A 4,261-nucleotide genomic window follows, 5' to 3' on the forward strand; every position below is an offset into this window, starting at 1 on the left:
ACGGCCCTACTCGGTGGCCTCGTCCACTCCCCACGCCTCACACGCGGCGTCCAGCTCAGCGTGCCGTTCCCAGGAGTCCCCGATGATCCCGCCGTCCCAGAGCACGGCGCCGGACGAGGAGGAATGGTTGGGCTTGACCTCGTGGGAGATGACCTTGCGGCCGGCCTCCACGATGGCGGCCGGGCTGGCGTAGCCGTACACGGGCAGCTGCACGGGCGGGTACTGGCAGACGTCGTGCTCCTTGAGGGCGGCGAACTCCCAGAACGGGCCCTTCTCCCAGCCTTCCTCAGCGCCGGTGTGCCACTCCCAGCTGAGGATCAGGCCGTGTCGCCAGGCGGTGCCCGTCGGGACGTCCTCGTCGTCCACGTCGTAAGTGCCGCTGGGGTCGAGGGTGATGACGGCGTTGAGGTGGCAGTACATGCCCTTGGTCTCGCCGTCGGATGTCCAGTGCTCCGCGGGCCTCAGCCCGGCGGCGGTCAGCGCTGCGGTGACGGCCTCGATGTAGTCGTCGTGCGGGAGCTGGGTGGTCATGGGGTCATCCTTCCGAAGGGCACTGACAGTTGCGGTAGATGGGCTCGTAGACGGGCGGTAGATCGCGGTAGATGAGCCGGTAGACGTGCAGGTCAGGCGGCGGTAGACGGGGCGGTAGACGGTTCCTCGGCGGCGGCCGGGGAAGGGGTCAGATCCGCCCGCCGCACGCCTCTCGTGGGGCTGCGGGAGCCGGGTGCTTTGACCTTGGCGTGGACGGGGATGTGGAGGGCCTCCAGGCGGGCCCGGAGGTCGCCCACCGTCCAGCCCTCTCCGTGGCCCTGCTGCTGGAGGTGGGCGAGGACCGTGCGGAGGTGCACTGCGTCGGCCTCTCCCATGGCCTCCAGGAGGAGCGTTCGGACGGCCTCCACGTCGGGCGCGGCGGGGGTGTCCTCGGCGGCCGGTACGGGGGTCTGCCGGCCTGCCCGCCAGGAGGCGACCAGCCACCCGGCGGACAGCATCCAGAGCAGGTTGGGGAAGGCGCGCACGAGGCGCCACAGCAGGTAGCCGCCGAGGGCGAGGAGGGCGAGGCGCAGCCAGCCGCCGAGGGCGGCCTTTACGCCGGTGAGGTCACCGCGGCGGCCGCGGCGTACCCAGGCGGCGGCCGCTGTGCCCAGGCGGCGGGCGAGGATGGCGGACCCGGACGCGATCCGGCCGGCGGGGTGGGAGAGGCGGCTCACAGCAGGCCCGCCCCCTGGACCACGGACACGATCCCGTCCCCCGCGCCGTTCAGGGCGTCGGGCAGCCAGACCAGGGCTCCGGCCACGCCGGCGGTGAGCAGCAGGACGGCGCCGACGAAGGCACCGCCGACGATCCTGCGCTTGTCCTTCTTGCCCGCGGTCTTGTACGAGAGGACGACCAGCGTGACCGCGACGACGACGACCACGGCGCCGGTGGCGGTGAGGCCGGTGAGCTGTCCGGCGGTGAGGCCGGAGCCGACGCGGGCGCCGGTGAGGCCCTGTCCGGCCGCTTCGCCGGCCGAGTTGCCGACGCTGCCGGAGCGGGAGTGCGCCCAGCCGAGGATGCCGCCGGGGCAGGCCGCGGCGCAGGCGGCGCCGCCGAAGCCCTTCCCGAAGGCGGCGAGCATCTTGAACTCCCGGCCGCCGGTCCACCACGGGTAGAGGTTGCAGGTCAGGATGATCAGGGCGGCGAGGAGCCCGCCCAGGGTGAGCGTGGACGTGGCGGTCACTTGTGGACTCCGGTGATCAGGAGGATCGGGTCCCACCAGGACAGGACGCCGAGGGCGCCGAACGCGGCGGTGACGAGGAGGAATCGGGGCAGCGCGCGGCCGGTACGTCGGTCGAGGGCCCACGCGGTGGTGAGGGCGACGGCGGCGATCACGTAGGCGGCGAGGATGCCGGCCTCGGTGCGGGCCTGGTGGACGGTGCCGGACCAGAGGCCGACGGGGCTTTGCCCGCCCGCCCACGGGGTGAGGGCAGCAAGGACCGCGAGGAGGTTGCGCCAGGTGAACAGCCGCTCCCAGAGCCGCTCCCACAGGCGGGGCCCGGGCTCCGGGTCGGGCGTGACGAGGAGGACCTCGTGGACGTGGTGGACGACTTGCGGCGGCGGTACGGGCTGCGGGGCGGGCACGGCGGGCATCTGGGGCGGTGCCACGGGGGGCGGGGGCGTACGCCAGGGCGGGGCCTCGCCGGGCTCGGGCGCGCGGGCGGGCAGCGGGGCGCCGGCGGGGATGATCCGGGAGGGTATGACGGGGCGGTCGGGCGGGGTGGGCATGACGGGGTCCTGGTGGCCGAGAGGGCGGGCGTGGAGGGCGTGGAGGTAGGCGCGGGCGCGCAGCTCGTCACCGCCGGGCGACGGCTGCGCGCTCATCAGGCGCCGCGCTTGAGGTCGCGGAGGTAGCGGTCCACGCTGTCCGGGGAGACCGGCCGGCCGAGGCGCTCCGCGGCGTCGTGGAGGATGGCGTCCCGGTCGCGGATGCCGTCGGTCCAGGCGATCCGGACTGCGTCCTTCGTGGTCAGGCTCTTGCGGTCGACGGACGGTCCGGCCGGGTCCGGGCGGTCCGCGGATCCTCCGGGCTGGTTCGGATCCGCGGATCCGGAATCCGCGGCGAGGGCCTGCCGCTCGGCCTCGACGATGTGCTCACCGCGCTGGAGGTCCCGACGGACCGGGATCATGGCGAGCTGCCCGTCGACCTTCGCGCGGCGCGCTTCGACCCACTGCTGTGTGCGCGGGTCGAGGGGGCGGGCGTGGACGCGCATGGCCATCGTCCAGCCGCCCTTGGCGAGGCCGGAGACGAGCGCGCCGACCGCGCCGATGACCCACTCGTCGGCGACGTGCCCGTGGGCGAAGACCGCGGCCATGGACACGGCGAGAGCCCCCCAGCCGGCACGCTGTGCGACCTTGGCCCGCTGGGGGTCGTAGCGGAGGAGCCACTCGACGGCCATGCACATGATCCAGGAGGCGTCGAAGGCGACGGCCGCGGCGTAGGCGACGACGGGCAGGGTGACGGCGGCGAGGAGGTCGCCGATGCTCGCGGTCGTCCAGACCAGGGACGCGGTGACGAGTACGACGGCGCCGATGGTGACGGCGGTGCGCACCAGCTGGTCCCAGTCGCGGGGCGGGGCGGGGACGTCGATGTACTCGGTGTCGAGGACGAGTTCGGTGACGCCGTCGACGGTGTGGGGGACGAGGCGCTTCCGCTCGATGCGGTTGGTCTTCACGGTGGTCTCTCCGGTGCGGGTCAGCGGCGAGCGGGGGCGGTTAGGCGGACGGGATGGTTGGTTCCCCGCGGGCGACGCGGGCAGCTTCGAGGAACCGCTGGGCTTCGTCGGGGTCGAGGTCGATGCGGTGCCGTCCGAACGCGTAGGCCGCCAGGTCGGCGGCGGTGATGTCGGCCTGTTGCCGGTCGAGGGAGAGCCAGGCGTCGCGCAAGAGGTGGTGGGCGGCGCGCATGAGCTTCTGGTGGCGCTGGCGGGCTTTGAGGGAGGCGAGCATGGGCGGGTCTCCTTGGAGGGAGCGGTGAAGGCCGGGCCGCGGGGGGATGTTCGCGGCCCGGCCGGTCGGTGGGTGGTCAGCGGCCGGAGCGGTACCAGCCGCCGCGGCGATCGGCGGCCCTGTCGCGGTCCTCCCACGCCTGGCCCTCGCGCGCGGCCTGGCGAGCGCCGGAGGTCTTCGCGCGGCGGAACCGGCCGGCGTCACCGGTGACCGTCACGCCGGCGGCCGGGTAGTCACGGCTGGACTTTGAGCTGCGGAACCAGCCCATCAGCGGCGCCGTGCTTCCTGGCGGGCCATCTCCTGGCGGATGTCGGCGCCGGCCGCGTAGTCGGCCTGGCAGGCCTCCACCGTGGCGGGCTGGCGGAAGATCGGGTTGGGGCGGGGCTGCGCCGGGGTGGGCTGCTCCGGCTCCTGCTCGGTACGCTCGGGCACGGACCTGCTCCTTCGTCACGGTTGTGGGTGGGTCTGGCCCCGGCCATATGGAGCGGCAACTCCGGCCGGGGCCGTTGTGCTTAGTAGCTCGGGCTACTTCCTGTGACTGTACGGGGCCCCGTACACTCTAGGCAAGCGGCCCGCCCAACGAGATGTGAGGCCGGGTGTGACCGAGGAGGCTCAGCGCGTGATCGACGCCATGGACGCCGTTGAGGCGATGACCGACCCGGAGCAGCGGGCGAAGGCGATCGGCGAGGTGATGGCCGACCAGCAGGAGCGCGGGAAGCGGTGGCGGGAGATGCGCCGGCAGGTCGTGCTGGACATGCGGGCGCAGGAGCCGCCGGTA

At 73.8% G+C, this 4,261-nt stretch carries 8 protein-coding genes; all 8 read right to left on the minus strand.

Annotated features, from left to right (window positions below):
- Positions 1-6: 6 nt before the first annotated feature.
- Entirely contained in the window at positions 7-531 is a 525-nt protein-coding gene (locus ACFWR9_RS42215; RefSeq protein WP_383852862.1) for a hypothetical protein, read from the minus strand.
- Between the two features lie 92 nt (positions 532-623).
- Entirely contained in the window at positions 624-1,208 is a 585-nt protein-coding gene (locus ACFWR9_RS42220) for a hypothetical protein (RefSeq protein WP_383852865.1), read from the minus strand.
- Complete coding sequence (locus ACFWR9_RS42225) at positions 1,205-1,717, minus strand: hypothetical protein (RefSeq protein WP_383852868.1); 513 nt, start codon at positions 1,715-1,717, stop codon at positions 1,205-1,207. The genes ACFWR9_RS42220 and ACFWR9_RS42225 overlap by 4 nt, the downstream gene beginning before the upstream one ends.
- The gene (locus tag ACFWR9_RS42230; RefSeq protein ID WP_383852871.1) at positions 1,714-2,358 is read right to left on the minus strand and encodes a hypothetical protein; all 645 of its coding nucleotides are present in this window, start codon (positions 2,356-2,358) and stop codon (positions 1,714-1,716) included. The genes ACFWR9_RS42225 and ACFWR9_RS42230 overlap by 4 nt, the downstream gene beginning before the upstream one ends.
- Positions 2,358-3,209: a protein transporter Sec31 gene (locus ACFWR9_RS42235; protein WP_383852873.1), complete on the minus strand. Its 852-nt coding sequence runs from the start codon at positions 3,207-3,209 to the stop codon at positions 2,358-2,360. Before ACFWR9_RS42235 ends, ACFWR9_RS42230 begins: the two co-directional genes overlap by 1 nt.
- A 40-nt stretch (positions 3,210-3,249) precedes the next feature.
- Positions 3,250-3,483, minus strand: a complete 234-nt coding sequence (locus ACFWR9_RS42240; RefSeq protein ID WP_383852876.1) for a hypothetical protein — start codon at positions 3,481-3,483, stop codon at positions 3,250-3,252.
- Between the two features lie 76 nt (positions 3,484-3,559).
- Complete coding sequence (locus ACFWR9_RS42245) at positions 3,560-3,751, minus strand: hypothetical protein (RefSeq protein WP_383852879.1); 192 nt, start codon at positions 3,749-3,751, stop codon at positions 3,560-3,562.
- Complete coding sequence (locus ACFWR9_RS42250) at positions 3,751-3,915, minus strand: hypothetical protein (protein WP_383852881.1); 165 nt, start codon at positions 3,913-3,915, stop codon at positions 3,751-3,753. Before ACFWR9_RS42250 ends, ACFWR9_RS42245 begins: the two co-directional genes overlap by 1 nt.
- Positions 3,916-4,261: the final 346 nt, after the last annotated feature.

The organism is Streptomyces sp. NPDC058534, assembly GCF_042717365.1.
GTDB lineage: Bacteria > Actinomycetota > Actinomycetes > Streptomycetales > Streptomycetaceae > Streptomyces.